We start from the raw sequence: 18215 nt of genomic DNA, 5'->3' as shown, positions 1-18215 counted from the left end.
CCGATGACGCGCGCGCATCCCCTCGCGGGCCTGCTGCTGGCCGGGCTGCTGACGCTGGTCGCCACGCCGGCGACCCGGGCCCAGGTGGCGCCATCGGCCGCCGAGATGCGCGCCTACGACGGCTGGCTGCGGGCCGCGATCGAGGGCGACGTGCCCAGGCTGCAGAAGCTGATCGCCGCCGGAGCGCCCCTGGAGGCACGCGACGCACGGGGCCGCACCGCCCTCCACGTCGCGACCCACGCGCATCGTCTCGATGCGATCCGCGTGCTGGCGCGGGCGGGGGCGTCGCTCGACGCGCTGGAGGCCGACCGCTACGACGCGGTGACGATCGCCGCCGTGGCCGACGACGTGCCGACATTGGCGCTGCTGCTGTCGCTGGGCGCGAAGCCGGGCCAGACCACCAGCCGCTGGGACGGCACCGCGCTGATCGCCGCCGCGCACCTGGGTCACGACGAGGTCGTGCGACGGCTGATCGCCGCCGGCGCGCCGCTGGATCACGTCAACAACCTGCACTGGACCGCCGTGATCGAATCCATCGTGCTGGGTGACGGCGGCCCGCGCCACCAGCGCACGCTGGCCGCGCTGATCGGTGCCGGCGCGAACCTCGCCCTGACCGACCGCCAGGGCCGCACGCCATTGCGGCTGGCCCGCGAGCACGGCCATGCCGCGATGGCCGCGATGCTGGAGGCGGCCGGGGCGCGCTGACGGAGCTTGGCCGGACCCGCTCAGAAGCGCGGCAGCCCGCCGCCGCCCATGCCCCCGCCCATCGGCGGCATGCCCTTCATGCCGCCCATCTTCTTCATCATCTTCATCAGGCCGCCGCCCTTCATCTTCTTCATCATGGTCTGCATCTGCTCGAACTCGTTGAGCAGGCGGTTGACCTCCTGCACCTGGACGCCGGCGCCGGCGGCGATGCGGCGCTTGCGGGTGGCCTTGAGCAGGTCGGGCTTGCGGCGCTCCAGCGGGGTCATGCTGTTGATGATGCCTTCCTTGCGGCGGATGTCGCGCTCGGCGCGCGTCATGTCGGCCTCGGTCGCCTTGGCCGCCATCTGCGCGGGCAGCTTGTCCATCAGGCTGGAGAGCCCGCCCATCTGCTTCATCTGCTGGAGCTGGCCGAGGAAGTCGTTGAGGTCGAAGCCGGCGCCGCTCTTGACCTTGGCCGCGAGCTTCTGCGCCGCGGCGACGTCGACGCCGGCGGTCACCTGCTCGACCAGCGCCACGATGTCGCCCATGCCCAGGATGCGCCCGGCGTGGCGCTCGGCGTCGAACACCTCCAGGCCGTCGATCTTCTCGCTGGTGCCGGCGAACTTGATCGGCACCCCCGTCACGTGGCGCACCGACAGCGCCGCGCCACCGCGCGAGTCGCCATCGGTCTTGGTCAGCACGATGCCCGTCAGCGGCAGCGCGTCGCTGAAGGCGCGCGCGGTGTTGACCGCGTCCTGGCCCTGCATGGCATCGACCACGAACAGCGTCTCGACCGGGCGCAGCGCCGCGTGCAGCTCCTTGATCTCGGTCATCAGCACCTCGTCGATCGCCAGGCGGCCGGCGGTGTCGACGATCAGCACGTCGAAGAAGTGGCGCCGGGCGTGGTCGAGCGCGGCGCGCGCGATGTCCAGCGGCTTCTGGTCGGGCGTGCTGGGGAACCACTCGGCGCCGGCCTGCTTCGTCACGGTCTTGAGCTGCTCGATGGCGGCGGGCCGGTAGACGTCGCCCGAGACCGTGAGGACCTTCTTGCGACGCTTGTCGATCAGGTGCTTGGCCAGCTTGGCGACGGTGGTGGTCTTGCCCGCGCCCTGCAGGCCGGCCATGAGGATGATCGCCGGCGGCTGCGCGACCAGGTTGATGTCGGAGACGCCCTCGCCCATGGTGCTGGCGAGTTCGCGGTTGACGATGCCCACCAGCGCCTGGCCGGGCTTGAGCGAGCTCAGCACCTCCTGGCCCAGCGCCTTCTCCTTGACGCGGGCGACGAAGTCGCGCACCACCGGCAGCGCGACGTCGGCCTCCAGCAGCGCCATGCGGACCTCGCGCAGCATGTCCTGCACATTGGCCTCGGTGATGCGGGCCTGCCCGCTCACCTGCTTGACGAGACGGGAGAACTTGTCGGAAAGGGCGGTTGCCATGGGGAATGCCTGGTTGCCGGCGCGGTGCGGGCCGGAGGAGCGATGGATGGATGGATGGGAAAGCCGGGGCGACCCGGAAGCCGGCGGCGTCCGCGGCGCGCCGGCAGCGCGGACCGGGGGCGAGCCATTAGACTCAAAGGATGATTTTAGCGATCCCCTCCCCGCTCGGCGTGGCACTGGGCATCGCCGCCGCAGCGGCCTACGCCGCCACCGCGGCGCTCTCGTCCCGCCTGGAACGCCCCGCCACGCAAGGCCTGCTCGGCCTGGCCTGGCTGCTTCACGCCCTGGTGCTCGGCTGGGGCCTGATCGGCGACGTGCCGCGCTTCGGTTTCGCCCCGGCGCTGTCGATCACGGCCTGGCTGGTGCTGACCGTCTACGCCGTCGAGAGCCGCCTCTATCCACAGCTGCGGGTGCGCCGCGTGCTGGCGGCGCTGGGGGCGCTGGCGGTGCTGCTGGCGCTGCTGTTCCCCGGCTCGCCGCTGCATGTCGCGGCCTCGCCCTGGCTGCCGCTGCACCTGGCCCTGGGGATCGCCTCGTACGGCCTGTTCGGCGCGGCGGTGGTGCATGCCTGGCTGATCTCGCGCGCCGAGAAGCAGATCCGGCTGGCCGCGCCCGAGTCGCAGGGCAGCGGCGTGCCGCTCCTGACGCTGGAGAAGCTCACCTTCCGCTTCGTCGCCGCCGGTTTCGTGCTGCTGTCGGCGACACTGCTGGCCGGCCTGTTCTTCAGCGAGACGCTCTACGGCGCCGCCGAGCGCGCCGCCCGGTGGAACCACAAGACGCTGTTCTCGATCCTGGCCTGGCTCACGTTCGCCATCCTGCTGACCGGCCGCGTCCGCTTCGGCTGGCGCGGGCGCAAGGCGCGACGCGTGCTCTATGCCGGCTCGGCCCTGCTGCTGCTGGCCTATGTCGGTTCACGCTTCGTGCTCGAGGTCGTGCTCCGGCGCCCCCTGCCCTGAGAGGTTTCCCGCCTTGAAATATTTCCTCGTCCTGGTGGTCGTGACGGTCGGCATCTGGCTCTGGCGCCAGAACCGGCGCGACGCGATGCGCGAACGCGCGGCCGCCGCCGTCCCGCCCCGGCCGGCCGCGCCACCCGCCGTGGCACCGCCCCAGGCGATGGTGCGCTGCGCCCATTGCGGCCTGCACCTGCCGGCCGTCGATGCCGTCGCCGGCCACTCGGGTGCGGCGTACTGCAGTCCCGCGCACCGCCAGCTCGTCGAACGCTGAGGAGCGCCGCGCCATGAGCGTCGCCGGCTGGTCGATGGGCGAACCTCCCTACACCGACTGGGCCGCGCTCGACGCGCAGGGCAGCGGGAGCTCCGCCCTGCTGCGGCTGCGCCGGGGCTTCCTGCTGGCGCGCTGCTGCGTCGGCGTGGTGGTGATGCTGCTGCAGCTGGTCACCTTCGCTCTCGGACAGCCGGGGCACTGGATCGCCAGCGCCGTCGCCCTCGCCTACCTGGCCGCGGCGCTGGCGGGCCTGCGCTGGGCGCCGGTGCAACTGCCGATGCGCGCGCTGGGCCCGGCCTGGGTCGTCACGATCGGCATCGACCTGGCGACCTTCGCGACGCTGCACGTCCTGCAGGCCGGCAGCATCGACTACACGCCGCTGTTCGCGATGCCCGTGCTGATGGGCGCGGTGCTGGGCACGGTGTCGGTCGGCCTGGGCACCACGGCGGCCGTCAGCCTGCTGCTGCTGGCCGATGCCGGCTGGCGCTGGCTCGCGGCGCAGCCCTCGGATTCGCCCACCCGCTTCCTGCAGGCCGCGCTGACCAGCACCGGCCTGTTCCTGGTGGTGCTGCTGGCGCACGAGCTGTCGCGCCGTCTGGCGCGCGAGGAGGCACGCGCGCAGCGCAGCCGCAGCACGGCCCAGGTGCAGGCGCGGGTCAACGACCTGGTGATCGAGACGCTCAGCGAGGGTGTGCTGGTGATCGACGTCGAGGGCCGCGTGCATGCCGCCAACCCGGCCGCCGACGCCATCCTGGGCCAGGGCCTGGCCGGCCTCGCGGTGCCGTTCGCGCTCGGCGCCCATCCGGCCTGGGGCACCCTGGCCGAGATCTCCGAGCGGACCTTCGCCCACCACGCCCCGCAGACCCACGAGATCCCGGTGGCGCAGCCGCGCGGCGCGGCGCGCGAGGTGCGCGTGCGCACGCGCCTGACTCCCGTCAGCGGCCTGTCGGGCAACAGCCTGTGCGTGATGTTCCTGCAGGACCTGCGCGAACTCGAGGCGCGCATCCGCACCGAGAAGCTGGCCGCCATGGGCCGCATGTCGGCGGCCGTGGCGCACGAGATCCGCAATCCGCTCGCGGCCATCACCCAGGCCAGCGCGCTGCTCGACGAGGACCTGAGCGATCCGGGGCAGCGCCAGCTGCTCGCCCTGGTGGCGCAGAACGCGCGTCGCCTCTCGCGCATCGTCGACGACGTGCTCGACGTCGCCCGCGTGCGCGAGCAGCGCGTGCCGCCGCCCGGCGAGCAGATCCCGCTCGACGCCACCGTGCACGCGCTGGCCGGCGAATGGATGCGCCAGACGCAGTGCGCCGGCCTGCGGCTGTCGCTGGAGGCGCCCGGGCGGCAGGTGATGTTCGACGCCGAGCACCTGCGCCGCATCCTGGTCAACCTGCTCGACAACGCGATGCGCTATGCGAGCGACCGGCCGGACTCGATCCGCATCGCCACCCGCGCCGGACCGCGCGGCGACGCCAGCCTGCGCGTCTGGAGCGATGGCGCGCCCCTGGAGCCGGCCGTGCAGCGCCACCTGTTCGAACCCTTCTTCTCCTCGGAGAGCCGGTCCAGCGGCCTGGGCCTGTTCCTGTGCCGCGAACTGTGCGCGCGCCATGGCGCGACCATCGGCTACGAACGATGCCCCGCCGCCGCCGCCGACGGTCCCGAGGGCAACGAGTTCCGGGTCGGCTTCGCCGACGCGCCGCCGCCCCGCGCGGGGCGGCTGACACAATCCGCCACGTGAGCACCCCGATCCCACCGCCTGCGCGCGCCGCCCGCATCCTGGTCGTCGACGACGAGCCGGACCTGCGCGTCCTCTACGAACTCACGCTGCTGCGCGAGGGCCACCACGTCGAAGCGGCCGGCAGCGTGGCCGAGGCGCTGCGTCACCTGGAGGCCGCCCGCTTCGACGCCGTCATCACCGACATGCGCCTGCCCGACGGCCTGGGCATGGAGATCCTGCAGCACCTCCAGCGCGACCACCGGCCCGAGCGCTGCATCGTCATGACGGCCTATGGCTCGGCCGAGAACGCGGTCGAGGCGCTCAAGGCCGGCGCCTTCGACTACCTCACCAAGCCGGTCGACCTCAAGCAGTTCCGCACCGTCGTCGCCTCGGCCGTGCTGGCGCCGACCCCGCTGGCGACGACGACCGGACCCGCGGGTGCGGCGCCGCTCGTCGTGCCGGCCCCCGACGCGGCGCCGGCCCTGCCGGCGACGGTCACCGCCACCGCCGCGCCGGCACCGGCCGCGCAGGCGGCGCTCGAACGATTGGTGGGCGACTCCGAGCCGATGCGCCTGGTCAAGTCGCGCATCGTGCGGGTCGCGCGCGGCATGGCCCCGGTGCTGGTGCGCGGCGAATCGGGCACCGGCAAGGAACTGGTGGCGCGCGCCGTGCACGCCTGCAGCCAGCGCTGCGACGGGCCCTTCGTCGCCGTCAACTGCGGCGCCATCCCGGAGAACCTGCTGGAGGCGGAGTTCTTCGGCGCGCGCAAGGGCTCCTACACCGGCGCCGTGCAGGACCGCGATGGCTACTTCCAGGCCGCGCGCGGCGGCACATTGTTCCTCGACGAGATCGGCGACCTGCCGCTGGCGATGCAGTCCAAGCTGCTGCGCGCGATCCAGGAGCGCAGCGTGCGCGCCATCGGCTCGACCCAGGAGGAAGCCGTCGACGTCCGCATCGTGAGCGCGACCCACAAGGACCTGCAGGCCGGCGTGCGGGCCGGGCGCTTCCGCCAGGACCTGTTCTATCGCCTCAACGTGATCGAGATCGCCATGCCGGCGCTGCGCGAGCGGCGCGAGGACCTGCCGGCGCTGTGCGCCGCGCTGCTCGCGCGCATCGCCCACGACGCCCACATGCCGGTGCCGGTGCTCTCGCCGGAGGTGATCGAGCGGCTCGGCGCGCATGCGTTCCACGGCAACGTGCGCGAGCTGGAGAACCTGCTGCACCGCGCCGTCGCCCTCAACGACGGCGACGAGCTGCACATCGACGTCGAGGCCGGCGATGCGGCGCCTGCGCTGCTGCCGACGCCAGCGCCACCGGACACGGCGGCGGAGGTGGCGTCGTCGTCCTCGACGACGACCCCTGCGGCCGCGCCGCCGGGCGTGGCCAAGGCGCCACCGGCGGTGCCGGCCGACCTGCAGAGCTACCTCGACCAGCAGGAGCGCGAGATCCTGGTGCACGCATTGCGCGAGAGCGGCTTCAACCGCACGGCCGCCGCCGCCCGCCTCGGCCTGAGCCTGCGCCAGATCCGCTATCGCATCGCGCGGCTGGACATCGCCATGCCACGCGATGGCGACGGTGCCACCGGGCCGGCCGGCGGCCAGGCCGAATGAGCGGCCCGCATCCGCCCTGGGACGCCGGCTGGTACCTACCGGCGCGGCACCTGGCGTCGCCGAACTTCGGCCCGCGACCGGCCGGGGCGGCCATCGAGCTGGTGCTCGTGCACTCGATCAGCCTGCCGCCCGGGCGCTACGGCGGCGACGAGGTGCAGCGCCTGTTCACCAACCGGCTCGACTGGGACGCCCACCCCTACTTCCAGCAGATCCGGGGCCTGCGGGTCTCGGCGCATTTCTATGTCCGGCGCACCGGCGAGCTCTGGCAGTTCGTCAGCTGCGACGACCGCGCCTGGCATGCCGGCGCCTCGAGCTGGCGGGGCCGGGCGGACTGCAACGACTACTCGATCGGCATCGAGCTCGAGGGCCTGGAGGGCGCGACCTTCGAAACGGCCCAGTACGACGCGCTCGCGCGCCTGTGCGATGCGCTGGCATCGCGCTATCCGCTGACCGGCATCGCCGGCCACGAGCATGTCGCGCCCGGTCGCAAGAGCGATCCCGGCGCGGGCTTCGACTGGCCCGACCTGCGCGCGCGCCTGGCCTGGACGCCGAGGGTCTTCGTCTCGGCCGAGCCGCCGGCCGGTCGCGAGGAGCCCGGACCCGCCATCACCGTCACACCCACTGCCGATCGTCGGAAAACGTGAAATTTTTATAATTCGCACCGGCCCGGCGATAGCCGGCTTGACACGTCGCGAGGTCCAGTCGCCATGCGCCCTGCAGCGCGAAAACGGCTTGAAACCCAGCATTGGCGGGGCCTGCGGGGCGACGATCCAGAAGTGATGCGGCAGGAAGTCACACGAGCGTCATCCAGGCCCGCGTCGAAGCGGCATGGAACGACGTCAAAACACTACAGGTAGTGTTCACGGCGACGACGGACACCAGATATAGTGCCTCCTCTGCCCGACACACACCGTCCGGCGGTCCTGGCCGGCGCCTCGCCGGCGCCGTCGCAGCCTCGCTCCACGCCAAGCTGCCGCCCCTTTCGGAATTTCTTTCAGAGGACCTCATGCAATCTGCCCTGAACACCCCCTCCACGTCTCGCGCCCCGGCGTCGAAGACCAGTGCCACCCCGCTGCGCGACACCGCCGGCGCGCCTTCGGCCGACGCCCTCTCGCACTACCAGATCATCCGCCGCAATGGCGCCGTGGTGCCCTTCGAACCCAACAAGATCGCCGTGGCCATGATGAAGGCCTTCCTGGCCGTGCATGGCACGCAGGGCGCGGCCTCGGCCAGCGTGCGCGAGACCGTCGACACGCTGACCCAGGCCGTCGTGCGCGCCCTGGTGCGCTCGCGTCCGGGTGGCGGCACCTTCCACATCGAGGACGTGCAGGACCAGGTCGAGCTCGGCCTGATGCGCGGCGGCCATCACGAGATCGCCCGCGCCTATGTGCTCTATCGCGAGCGCCGCACGCAGGAGCGCGCCCGCCAGGTCGCGCAGGAGACCCCGGCCGCGCCGGCCCTGCACGTGCTCGACGGCGGCCAGCGCGTCGCGCTCGACATGGACGAGCTCAAGGGCCTGATCGAATCGGCCTGCGAGAACCTCGGCGAGAGCATCACGGCCGCGCCGATCGTCGCCGAGACGATGCGCAACCTCTACGACGGCGTGCCGCTCGACGAGGTCTACAAGGCCTCGATCCTGGCGGCCCGCACGCTGATCGAGAAGGACCCCGACTACACCTTCGCCACCGCGCGCCTGCTGCTGCACACGATCTTCAAGGAGATCATCGGCCGCGAGGTGATGCCCACCGAGCGCACCCAGGCCTATGTCGACTACTTCCCGCAGTTCATCAAGAAGGGCGTCGACCACGAATTGCTCGACGAGAAGCTGCTGCAGTTCGACCTGCCGCGCCTGGCCGGCGCGCTCAAGGCCGAGCGCGACCTGCAGTTCGACTACCTCGGCCTGCAGACGCTCTACGACCGCTACTTCCTGCACGTGCGCAAGTCGCGCATCGAACTGCCGCAGGCCTTCTTCATGCGCGTGGCGATGGGCCTGTCGCTCGGCGAAGTGGACCGCGAGGCGCGCGCCATCGAGTTCTACGAGGTGCTGTCGTCGTTCGACTTCATGTCCAGCACGCCGACGCTGTTCAACGCCGGCACGCTGCGCTCGCAGCTGTCCTCGTGCTACCTGACCACCGTGCCCGACGACCTCGACGGCATCTACGAGTCGATCAAGGAGAACGCGCTGCTGTCGAAGTTCGCCGGCGGCCTGGGCAACGACTGGACCCGCGTGCGGGCGCTGGGCAGCCACATCAAGGGCACCAATGGCGAGTCGCAGGGCGTGGTGCCGTTCCTGAAGGTGGTCAACGACACGGCCGTGGCCGTGAACCAGGGCGGCAAGAGGAAGGGCGCGGTCTGCACCTACCTGGAGACCTGGCACCTCGACATCGAGGAGTTCCTGGAACTGCGCAAGAACACCGGCGACGACCGCCGCCGCACGCACGACATGAACACCGCCAACTGGATCCCCGACCTCTTCATGCGCCGCGTGATGGAGAAGGGCCAGTGGACGCTGTTCTCGCCCAACGACGTGCCCGACCTGCACGATCTCTTCGGCAGCGCCTTCGAGACCGCCTACGTGGCCTACGAGGCCAAGGCCGCGCGCGGCGAGATCTCGCCCTCGCGCACCGTGCCGGCGAGCGACCTGTGGCGCAAGATGCTCACGATGCTGTTCGAGACCGGTCATCCCTGGATCACCTTCAAGGACGCCTGCAACGTGCGCTCGCCGCAGCAGCACGCCGGCGTCGTCCACTCGTCGAACCTCTGCACCGAGATCACGCTGAACACCAGCGACACCGAGACCGCCGTCTGCAACCTGGGTTCGGTGAACCTGCTGCAGCACCTGAAGGACGGCCAGGTCGATCAGGAGAAGCTCAAGCGCACCATCTCCACGGCGATGCGCATGCTCGACAACGTGATCGACATCAACTACTACGCCGTCAAGAAGGCGCGCGACTCCAACCTGCGCCACCGCCCGGTCGGCCTGGGCCTGATGGGCTTCCAGGATTCGCTCTATGCGCTGCGCATCCCCTACGCCTCGCAGGAAGCGGTGGAGTTCGCCGATCGCTCGATGGAAGCCATCTGCTACCACGCCTACTGGGCCTCCACCGATCTGGCCAAGGAACGCGGCAAGTACTCCAGCTACAAGGGCTCGCTGTGGGACCAGGGCGTGCTGCCGATCGACACGCTCGACATGCTCGAGCAGGCCCGTGGCGGCTATGTCGAGGTCGACCGCTCGGTCACGCTCGACTGGGACGCGCTGCGTCGCAAGATCAAGGCCGACGGCATGCGCAACTCCAACTGCGTGGCCATCGCCCCGACCGCGACCATCTCCAACATCATCGGCGTCGACGCCTCGATCGAGCCGTGCTTCGGCAACCTGTCGGTCAAGTCGAACCTCTCGGGCGAGTTCACCGTCATCAACCACTACCTGGTGCGCGACCTCAAGCGCCTGGGCCTGTGGGACGACGTGATGGTCATGGACCTCAAGCACTTCGACGGTTCGCTGCGTCCCATCGACCGCGTGCCGCAGGACATCAAGGCGCTCTACGGCACGGCGTTCGAGGTCGAGACGAAGTGGCTGGTCGAGGCCGCGGCGCGGCGCCAGAAATGGATCGACCAGGCGCAGTCGCTCAACATCTACATGGCCGGCGCATCGGGCAAGAAGCTCGACGAGACCTACAAGCTGGCCTGGCTGCGCGGCCTGAAGACCACCTACTACCTGCGCACGCAGAGCGCCACGCACGCGGAGAAATCCACCGTGCAGTCGGGCCGGCTCAACGCCGTGACGTCGGGTGGCGGCAATGCCTCCGCCATGGCCCCGAACGCCGCGGCGCCGAGCGCCCTGGAGGCCGCCGCGCTGGCCGCGCAGGCGCAGCTCGCCGCCATGCCCGCGACCGACATCGCGTTCTGCGGCGTCGACGATCCGACCTGCGAAGCGTGCCAGTGACGTCGGCATGAATCGAAGCTCGTTCGCGGCATCGCCTGACAAGATCACGCTGTCCGAGAACGGGTTTCGCACGAGATAATCAGAGCACGGTACGAGTCGAACTCTTTGCAACTCGCATCGTTGCTCACATAATTTGAGCACTGGATTTTTCTATGTTGACCTGGGACGAAGAAGTCAAGCCATCCTCATCGAAGGACATGCAGCAAGGGTTGCATCACACATCGCCCAACGGCGCGCCCGCCGCGCGTTCGTCGGCACTCCCGACTTCGCCGATCACCCCCCCGGCACGCAGCGCCGACAGCGCGACCCCTCCGGCTTCCGCCCTCCCTGCCACGTCCCAGCCCGCCGTCGCGCGCCGCGTCAATGCCGCCGACAAGCGCATCATCAACGGCCAGACCGACGTCAACCAGCTGGTGCCCTTCAAGTACAAGTGGGCCTGGGAGAAGTACCTCGCCACCTGCGCCAACCACTGGATGCCGCAGGAAGTGAACATGACGCGCGACATCGCGCTGTGGAAAGACCCGAACGGACTGACCGAGGACGAGCGCCGCATCGTCAAGCGCAACCTCGGCTTCTTCGTCACCGCCGATTCGCTGGCCGCCAACAACATCGTGCTGGGCACGTACCGCCACATCACGGCGCCCGAGTGCCGCCAGTTCCTGCTGCGCCAGGCCTTCGAGGAAGCGATCCACACGCACGCCTACCAGTACATCGTCGAGTCGCTGGGTCTGGACGAGAGCGAGATCTTCAACGCCTACAACGAGGTGCCCTCGATCCGCAACAAGGACGAGTTCCTGATCCCCTTCATCGAGGCGATCAGCGATCCCAACTTCAAGACCGGCACGCACGAGACCGACCAGACCCTGCTCAAGTCGCTCATCGTGTTCGCCTGCCTGATGGAGGGCCTGTTCTTCTATGTCGGCTTCACGCAGATCCTGGCGCTCGGCCGGCAGAACAAGATGACCGGCGCCGCCGAGCAGTACCAGTACATCCTGCGCGACGAGTCGATGCACTGCAACTTCGGCATCGACCTGATCAACCAGCTGAAGCTCGAGAACCCGCAGCTCTGGACCGCCGAGTTCAAGGCCGAGATCAAGGACCTCTTCATGAAGGCGGTCGAGCTCGAGTACCAGTACGCCGAGGACACCATGCCGCGCGGCGTGCTGGGCATGAACGCCTCGATGTTCAAGGGCTACCTGCGCTACATCGCCAACCGGCGCGCGCAGCAGATCGGTCTCGAGACGCTGTTCCCGAACGAGGAGAACCCGTTCCCCTGGATGAGCGAGATGATCGACCTGAAGAAGGAACGCAACTTCTTCGAGACCCGCGTCATCGAGTACCAGTCGGGCGGTGCCCTCTCCTGGGATTGAATTGTTCGAAGAACCGACAAGTGCATTCAAGAATTGCCCCACCGTCGACACGTGCCGAAGAGCACGGAGACGGCTGGGGCGCTGGTGTTCATGATGCTGGGGACCGGTCTCCAGCACCATGCATCGCTTCGTCCGCAACAGCGCGGACGAAGTGCCCCGAAGGTTGATATCTCAACTTGATCAAGGAGAAAAAAATGGCAACTGCAAAGAAGGCTACGGCTGCGAAGACCGACGCCAAGAAGACCCCGGAGAAGAAGACCGACGCGGCCAAGACCGCGACGGCCAAGACTTCGACCGCCAAGACGGCGACGGCCAAGAAGGCCACGACGTCGGCCAAGACCACCCCGGCCAAGAAGGCGCCGGCGACCAAGGTGGCGACCAAGCCCGCGGCGAAGAAGGCCCCGGCGGCGAAGAAGGCGGCGGCACCGGCCAAGAAGGCGGCACCGGCGAAGAAGGCGGCTGCCGGCAAGACGGCGACCGCGGCGAAGAAGTCGACCTCGACGACCGCCACGGCCAAGAAGACGAGCACCGCCTCGACGCCGTCGAAGAAGGCCGCGTCGACCACCGCGACGGCCAAGAAGTCCGGCTCCACCACGGCCTCCAAGGCACCGGCGAAGAAGGCGACCGCCTCGAAGCCGGCCGCCACGGCATCGAAGACCTCGTCCGCCAAGACGACGTCGGCGACCAAGACCGCCGCCACGAAGACCTCGTCCAAGGCCGCCACCCCGGCCAAGACGAGCGCCAAGACGGCGGCCACCAAGACCGCGACCGCCACCAAGAGCACCGCCGCGAAGCCGGCCGCCAAGGCCGCCGAGAAGACGACGGCGGCCAAGCCGGCGTCCAAGAAGGCCAAGACCAGCGCCGCGCCCGCGACGGCGCCCACGGCTCAGACCACGCTGAACCCGCAAGCGGCCTGGCCCTTTCCGACGGCTGGCAAGCCCTGAGGAGGGTGCCGACGCCCGCGGGCGTCGGCGACTGGTGACGCGACGTCACCCGTCCCGTCCTCCAAAGCCCGGCGTTTCTCGCGAGAGGAACGCCGGGCTTCTTCGTTGGATGGCGTCTCAGAGGCCGAGCGCGGCGCGGTCGACCTCGTAGTTCTGCGGACCGCGCTGCGCGATCTTCAGCGCGCCCATGCGGTTGCCGAGTTCGGCGCAGCGCACGAGTGGCCAGTCCTGCTCCAACCCGAACAGCAGTGCGGCGCGCCAGGCATCGCCGCAGCCGGTCGGATCGACGATCGCCGCGGGCGCGACGGCTGGCACGTGGGTGCGCTCGCCATCGATCCAGACCTCGCAGCCCTCGGCGCCCAGCGTCACGACCAGGCCCCGCACGCGGTGCGAGATCTCCGCGTGGCTCCAGCCCGTGCGATCGCTCAGCATCTTGCCTTCGTAATCGTTGACGGTGACCCAGTCGGCCTGGTCGATGAAGCGCGCGAGCTCGTCACCATCGAACATCGGCAGGCCCTGGCCCGGATCGAAGACGAAGGGGATGCCCGCGACCGCGAACTGCTCGGCATGCTGCAGCATGGCATCGCGCCCGTCGGGCGAGACGATGCCCAGGCGGATGTCCTCGCGCGCCTCGATGCGCGTGAGATGGGCCTGCTGCATGGCACCGGGATGGAAGGCCGTGATCTGGTTGTTGTCGCGATCGGTGGTGATGAAGCACTGGGCGGTATAGGTGTCGTCCAGCGCCCGGACGAACTCGGTGCCGATCCCCAGCTCGCGCAGTCGCGCGACATAGTCGGCGCCATCGCTGCCGACGGTGGCCATCGGCAGGGCCCGGCCACCCAGGGCATTGAGGCCATAGGCGATGTTGCCGGCGCAGCCGCCATAGTCGCGCCGCAGGGCCGGCACCAGGAACGAGACGTTCAGGATGTGCAGCTGCCCGGGCAGGATCTGGTCGGCGAACCGGCCGTCGAAATTCATGATGGTGTCGAACGCGAGGGAACCGCAAATCACTGCTGCCATGGGAAGGCCCTTGAAGAGGAGGAATGAAGGATCGGCGGCGGGCGGGATCGCGCGCCGCCGGGTCCGGTCAGGGATAGAAGGCGACCATGGCATAGCCGGCGATGCGCGGCAATGGCTCGCCATCGGAGCCCGCGCCATCGTCCAGCGCGAACGACACGGCTCCGGCATGCTCCGACAGCGCCGGCAGGGCCGCGCCGGCGGCGCCGAAGTCCGCTGGCAGGAGCACGCGCCGCACCACCGCGCGCTCCTGCGCGTCGAGCAGCGACAGCTCGATCGCCGGCATCGCGAGCGGCATGTCGGCCTGGTTACGCAAGGCGAAGGCCAGCCGGTAGCGATCGCCGTCCTGCGCATGCGTGAAGCTCGCGCCCTCGATGGCGATGGCATCCGGCCGGCGCAGCGGACCGATCGCGCAGCCGGCGACGTGGCACAGGCTCGCGAGCGCGGGACGCAATGCCGGATGGCGCGCGGCGACGGCATCGCGCTGCCGATACAGCAGCTGGGCCGCCAGCACCAGCAGCAGCACGATCGCCAGCACCAGCAGCACCACGCGCCACGAGCGATGTCGGTGGCCGCCGGCCGACCGGCCGCCCTCGGCGTCGGCATCGCCCAGCGGCTCGCTGGCGGCCTGGATCACGCCGGCCGGCGCCACCGATTCCGGACGCACGGCCGGTCGGACGCCCGACGACCCGGGCGCTGCCGCTGCCGCGCCGCTGGGTGGCGCCGACCACGGCGGCGCCGGCGTGTCCGGCATGTCAGGCGAAGCCGGCGGCGTCGCCGGCAATGCCTCGGCGGCCATGGCTCCAGGGGCGGCCACGGGCGACGCAGGATCGAGGGGCGACGATGCCGGCGTCGGCGTCGGCACTGCCGCCGATGGCGATGGCGATGCCACTGCCGGGTCCGGACCCAGGCTCAGCGAGGGCAGTTCGCGCCAGGGATCGAAGGCGGCGGGAATCGGCGGCGCGGAGGGCGACAAGGCACCCGTCGCCGGCATCGCGCCGGTTTCCGGCGCATCGACGTCGACGGGGCGGCCGGGATCGGCATCCACGGTCCCGTCGCCGTCGTCGGCCGGGTCCTCGGCGGCATCGCCACGATCGCTGGTCGCTGGCACGGATGCCAGCGGCGCCGGGCCGCCGAAGCTCAGCAACGCCGCCGCGAAGGCATCGGCATCGCTCGATGCCGCCGCCTTCACCGATGCCGGTGCCGACGCCGGTGCCGATGCCGGCGGCATGCCGACGTCCGCGGGCTCGCGGCGTTCCGCCGCCGCATCGAAGACCGTGCTGCAGCGGCCGCAACGCGCCCAGCCGTCGGCCAGCGCGAGTTGTTCCGGCTCGATCCGGAAGGTCGTGCCGCAGGCGGGGCAGCGGGTGGCGGAACTCATGGCGCGGGGATCCTCGGGAGCGGAGTCGCCGGTGCGCCGTGGCGGCAGCCGGAGGGAATCGAAAGGGAGAAGAAGGAAGGGAGCGGGACGGCGGCGGGACGTCGGGCGTGGCGTCCGCGCCGGAATCAGAACCGCGCCGTCATCAGGATCCAGCCTTCCTCGCTATCGCTGACCTCGAGCACCGCGTGGGGCGCGTAGGCCTGCTTGAGCTCGTCGGCCTGCCGCTCGAGGATGCCGGCGAGCACCAGGGCGCCGCCGGGCTTCACGTGGGCGCACAACAGTGGCGCCAGCACCTTCAGGGGCGTCGCCAGGATGTTGGCCAGCACGATGTCGTAGGCGCCCCGGGCGGCATCGGGCAGGCCGGCCGCCAGCGCGACGCCATTGGCCTCGGCATTGAGCCGCGTGGCCTCGACCGCCGCCGGATCGATGTCGACCGCGTCGAGGTCGGTGGCGCCGAACTTCGCCGCCCCGATCGCCAGGATGCCGCTGCCGCAGCCATAGTCGAGCACGCGGCCCGACAGGCCCTCGGCGCGCGTGGCGATCCAGCGCAGGCACATGCGGGTGGTCGGATGGGTGCCGGTGCCGAAGGCGAGTCCGGGGTCGAGCCGGATCACCCGCCTGGCCTGCGCCGGGGGCTCGTGCCAGGTCGGCACGATCCAGAACTCCGGCGTGATCTCGACCGGCGCGAACTGCGACTGCGTCAGGCGCACCCAGTCCTGCTCGGGCACGTGGCCCACGCCCAGGATCTGGCATCCAGCGAAGAAGTCCTGCAGGACCAGCACGTCCGCCGCCTCGCGCGCGGCGGCCTCGTCGGCGAACAGCGCGATCACGCGCGAGCGCTGCCAGCCGTCCTTGGGCGGCGGCATGCCGGGCTCGCCGAACAACGCCTGCTCGGCATCGGTCTGGGCATCGGCGTCCTCGACCGACACGCTCAATGCGTCGAGCGCGTCGAGGGCGTCGCTCACGTCCTCGACACGGTCCTCGGCGGCCAGGAGACGCAGTTCGAACATGGCGTTCAACGGGCCCGCGCCGCGAGCCACTCCTCGAGGTAGTGGATGTTGGTGCCGCCGGCCATGAACTTGGCATCGACCATCAGTTCGCGATGCAGCGGGATGTTGGTCTGGATGCCTTCGACCACGGTCTCGTTGAGCGCCGTGCGCATGCGCGCGAGCGCCTGTTCGCGGGTGTCGCCGTGGACGATGATCTTGCCGATCATCGAGTCGTAGTTCGGGGGCACGAAGTAGTTCGTGTAGACATGCGAGTCGACCCGCACGCCCGGTCCGCCCGGCGCGTGCCACATCGTGATGCGGCCCGGCGACGGCGTGAACTTGTAGGCGTCCTCGGCATTGATGCGGCATTCGATGGAATGGCCGCGCATCTCGATCTGGCGCTGCGTGAACGGCAGCTTCTCGCCGGCGGCGACCATGATCTGGGTCTTCACGATGTCGATGCCGGTGGTGAACTCGGTCACCGGATGCTCGACCTGCACGCGCGTGTTCATCTCGATGAAGTAGAACTCGCCGTTCTCGTAGAGGAACTCGAAGGTGCCGGCGCCGCGATAGCCGATGCGCTTGCAGGCCGCGGCGCAGCGCTCGCCGATCTTCTCGATCAGCTTGCGCGGGATGCCCGGGGCCGGTGATTCCTCGATCACCTTCTGGTGGCGGCGCTGCATCGAGCAGTCGCGCTCGCCCAGGTAGACGGCGTTCTTGTGCTTGTCGGCGAGGATCTGGATCTCGACGTGGCGCGGGTTCTGGAGGAACTTCTCCATGTACACGGCCGGATTGTTGAAGGCCGCGCCGGCTTCCGCCTTGGTCATCTGGATCGCGTTGACCAGCGCCGCCTCGGTGTGCACCACGCGCATGCCGCGCCCGCCGCCACCGCCCGCGGCCTTGATGATGACCGGATAGCCGATGGCGCGCGCGATGCGCTTGTTGGTGGCCGCGTCGTCGGACAGCTCGCCCTCGGAGCCGGGTACGCACGGCACGCCGGACTTGATCATGGCCTGCTTGGCCGAGACCTTGTCGCCCATCAGCCGGATCGACTCGGGCGTGGGGCCGATGAACTGGAAGCCGCTCTGCTCGACGCGTTCGGCGAAGTTGGCGTTCTCGCTCAGGAAGCCGTAGCCCGGGTGGATGGCCTCGGCATCGGTCACCTCGGCGGCCGAGATGATGGCGGGCATGTTGAGATAGCTCAGCGCCGACGGCGCCGGGCCGATGCACACGGCCTCCTGCGCGAGCTTCACGTACTTGGCGTCGCGATCGGCCTCCGAATAGACCATCACGGCCTTGATGCCGAGCTCGCTGCAGGCCCGCTGGATGCGCAGCGCGATCTCGCCGCGGTTGGCGACCAGGATCTTCTTGAACATGGTCATTCGATGACGAAGAGCGGCTGACCGTATTCGACCGCCTGGCCGTTGTCGCCCAGGATCTGCGTGACGGTGCCGGACTTGTCGGCCTCGATCTCGTTGAGGATCTTCATCGCCTCGATGATGCAGACGGTGTCGCCTTCCTTCACCTGGGTGCCGATCTCCACGAACGCCGCGGCGCCCGGGCTCGACGAGCGATAGAACGTGCCCACCATGGGCGACTTGACCAGGTGGCCCGTGACCACCGGAGCTGCGGCGGCGGCCGGCTCGGCGGCGGCGGCCGGTCCGGCGACCGGCGCGGCCGCGGGTGCCGCCACCGACTGGACGTACTGCACGGGCGCGGCGATGCCACCCTTGACGATGCGTACCTTGCCCTCGGTCTCGGTGATCTCCAGTTCGGAAATATTCGATTCAGACACCAGGTCGATCAGTGTCTTGAGCTTGCGCAGATCCATGGGACTCCATTGCCGGTTGTCCGGCCCTTCGGAAATAAGTTGCCTGGAGGAAGACGCGATCCGCAGGGT

15 protein-coding genes are annotated in these 18215 nt (G+C 70.0%); 8 read left to right on the top strand and 7 right to left on the bottom strand.

The genetic code is table 11. From position 1 onward, the window contains the following. Positions 1-3: 3 nt before the first annotated feature. The gene (locus AC1MLT_RS14715; protein ID WP_481032937.1) at positions 4-705 is read left to right on the top strand and encodes an ankyrin repeat domain-containing protein; all 702 of its coding nucleotides are present in this window, start codon (positions 4-6) and stop codon (positions 703-705) included. A gap of 20 nt (positions 706-725) precedes the next feature. Here the strand turns inward: AC1MLT_RS14715 and ffh are convergent, their stop codons facing one another. Continuing rightward, complete coding sequence (gene ffh, locus AC1MLT_RS14710; RefSeq protein WP_481032936.1) at positions 726-2120, bottom strand: signal recognition particle protein; 1395 nt, start codon at positions 2118-2120, stop codon at positions 726-728. A 140-nt stretch (positions 2121-2260) separates the two neighbouring features. Here ffh and AC1MLT_RS14705 point away from each other — a divergent pair, with 140 nt between their 5' ends. The 7 genes from AC1MLT_RS14705 to AC1MLT_RS14675 all read left to right on the top strand — a co-directional run bounded on the left by AC1MLT_RS14705 (position 2261) and on the right by AC1MLT_RS14675 (position 11984). Beyond that, complete coding sequence (locus AC1MLT_RS14705; protein WP_481032935.1) at positions 2261-3076, top strand: cytochrome C assembly family protein; 816 nt, start codon at positions 2261-2263, stop codon at positions 3074-3076. Positions 3077-3089: 13 nt separating this feature from the next. Further along, on the top strand, positions 3090-3344 hold the full coding sequence (locus AC1MLT_RS14700) for a PP0621 family protein (RefSeq protein ID WP_481032934.1): 255 nt from the start codon (positions 3090-3092) through the stop codon (positions 3342-3344). 13 nt (positions 3345-3357) lie between these two features. Beyond that, complete coding sequence (locus AC1MLT_RS14695) at positions 3358-5079, top strand: sensor histidine kinase (RefSeq protein WP_481032933.1); 1722 nt, start codon at positions 3358-3360, stop codon at positions 5077-5079. Next, positions 5076-6668 carry a sigma-54-dependent transcriptional regulator gene (locus AC1MLT_RS14690; protein ID WP_481032932.1) on the top strand — a complete coding sequence of 531 codons (1593 nt, stop codon included), beginning with the start codon at positions 5076-5078 and terminating at the stop codon, positions 6666-6668. Before AC1MLT_RS14695 ends, AC1MLT_RS14690 begins: the two co-directional genes overlap by 4 nt. Further along, a complete protein-coding gene (gene ampD, locus AC1MLT_RS14685; protein ID WP_481032931.1) occupies positions 6665-7312 on the top strand; it encodes a 1,6-anhydro-N-acetylmuramyl-L-alanine amidase AmpD in 648 nt (215 codons plus the stop codon). The genes AC1MLT_RS14690 and ampD overlap by 4 nt, the downstream gene beginning before the upstream one ends. A 362-nt stretch (positions 7313-7674) precedes the next feature. Then, entirely contained in the window at positions 7675-10614 is a 2940-nt protein-coding gene (locus AC1MLT_RS14680; protein WP_481032930.1) for a ribonucleoside-diphosphate reductase subunit alpha, read from the top strand. A 152-nt stretch (positions 10615-10766) separates the two neighbouring features. Continuing rightward, on the top strand, positions 10767-11984 hold the full coding sequence (locus tag AC1MLT_RS14675) for a ribonucleotide-diphosphate reductase subunit beta (protein WP_481032929.1): 1218 nt from the start codon (positions 10767-10769) through the stop codon (positions 11982-11984). 88 nt (positions 11985-12072) lie between these two features. On the opposite strand, the gene AC1MLT_RS14670 is transcribed toward AC1MLT_RS14675, so the two are convergent. From AC1MLT_RS14670 to accB, 6 genes are all read right to left on the bottom strand, one after another. Then, positions 12073-12867, bottom strand: a complete 795-nt coding sequence (locus AC1MLT_RS14670; protein WP_481032928.1) for a hypothetical protein — start codon at positions 12865-12867, stop codon at positions 12073-12075. Positions 12868-13045: 178 nt separating this feature from the next. Then, the gene (locus AC1MLT_RS14665) at positions 13046-13948 is read right to left on the bottom strand and encodes a carbohydrate kinase family protein (protein ID WP_481032927.1); all 903 of its coding nucleotides are present in this window, start codon (positions 13946-13948) and stop codon (positions 13046-13048) included. A gap of 67 nt (positions 13949-14015) precedes the next feature. Then, the gene (locus tag AC1MLT_RS14660) at positions 14016-15326 is read right to left on the bottom strand and encodes a zinc-ribbon and DUF3426 domain-containing protein (RefSeq protein ID WP_481032926.1); all 1311 of its coding nucleotides are present in this window, start codon (positions 15324-15326) and stop codon (positions 14016-14018) included. 125 nt (positions 15327-15451) lie between these two features. Next, positions 15452-16336: a 50S ribosomal protein L11 methyltransferase gene (prmA, locus tag AC1MLT_RS14655; RefSeq protein WP_481032925.1), complete on the bottom strand. Its 885-nt coding sequence runs from the start codon at positions 16334-16336 to the stop codon at positions 15452-15454. A gap of 5 nt (positions 16337-16341) precedes the next feature. Continuing rightward, entirely contained in the window at positions 16342-17691 is a 1350-nt protein-coding gene (accC, locus tag AC1MLT_RS14650) for an acetyl-CoA carboxylase biotin carboxylase subunit (protein WP_481032924.1), read from the bottom strand. 2 nt (positions 17692-17693) lie between these two features. After that, positions 17694-18146, bottom strand: coding sequence for an acetyl-CoA carboxylase biotin carboxyl carrier protein (gene accB, locus AC1MLT_RS14645; protein WP_481032923.1), 453 nt, complete (start codon positions 18144-18146; stop codon positions 17694-17696). Positions 18147-18215: the final 69 nt, after the last annotated feature.

This window comes from Variovorax sp. PEI5 (assembly GCF_056679935.1).
This window is presented reverse-complemented; position numbering and strand designations above follow the sequence as displayed.